1 protein-coding gene is annotated in these 521 nt (G+C 58.9%); it reads right to left on the bottom strand.

Annotated features, from left to right (window positions below):
• Positions 1 to 497: IS6 family transposase (locus KBI52_RS00900; protein ID WP_210804791.1), on the bottom strand; the 497-nt coding region annotated here is incomplete at its 3' end.
• Between the last annotated feature and the right edge of the window lie 24 nt (positions 498 to 521).

The raw sequence follows: 521 nt of genomic DNA, 5'->3' as shown, positions 1-521 counted from the left end.
TTCAAATATTTCGAGGTCCGATGCTCGACATCCTGCGGCAGCAATCCTTCGTTCTGCAAGCGCCGAATTGCCTTTGGATACGAAGCCAGTTTGTCCGTCGTGATGGATGAGGGAGGATAGTCGCTCACCGCCCGCAGGGCTTTGCGGAGGAAGCGATACGCCGCTCCGGTATCACGCCGGCCGGACAGCATGGAGGCGATCAGCCGACCATGCTTGTCGACCGCTCGGAACAAGTACAGCCAGCGTCCGCCGACCCGTACATAGGTCTCATCCACGCGCCATGAGCCTGAACGATGTCCCTGATAGGGACGCACGCGCTTCTCGATCTCCGGGGCGTAGCGTTGGACCCAGCGAAAGATCGTGCTTGGATTGACGCTGACACCGCGCTCGGACATCATTTCAGCCAGGCCGCGATAGCTGATCCCGTACTTGCAGTACCAGCGTACGCACAGCAGAATGATCGCGATTGGAAAACGACGGCGCTTGAAGATCGACAACCGGATGGCTCCTCGAGTAGCCAT

It is taken from the genome of Microvirga sp. HBU67558, from assembly GCF_018069605.1.
GTDB classification, from domain to species: Bacteria; Pseudomonadota; Alphaproteobacteria; order Rhizobiales; family Beijerinckiaceae; genus Microvirga; species Microvirga terrae.
This window is presented reverse-complemented; position numbering and strand designations above follow the sequence as displayed.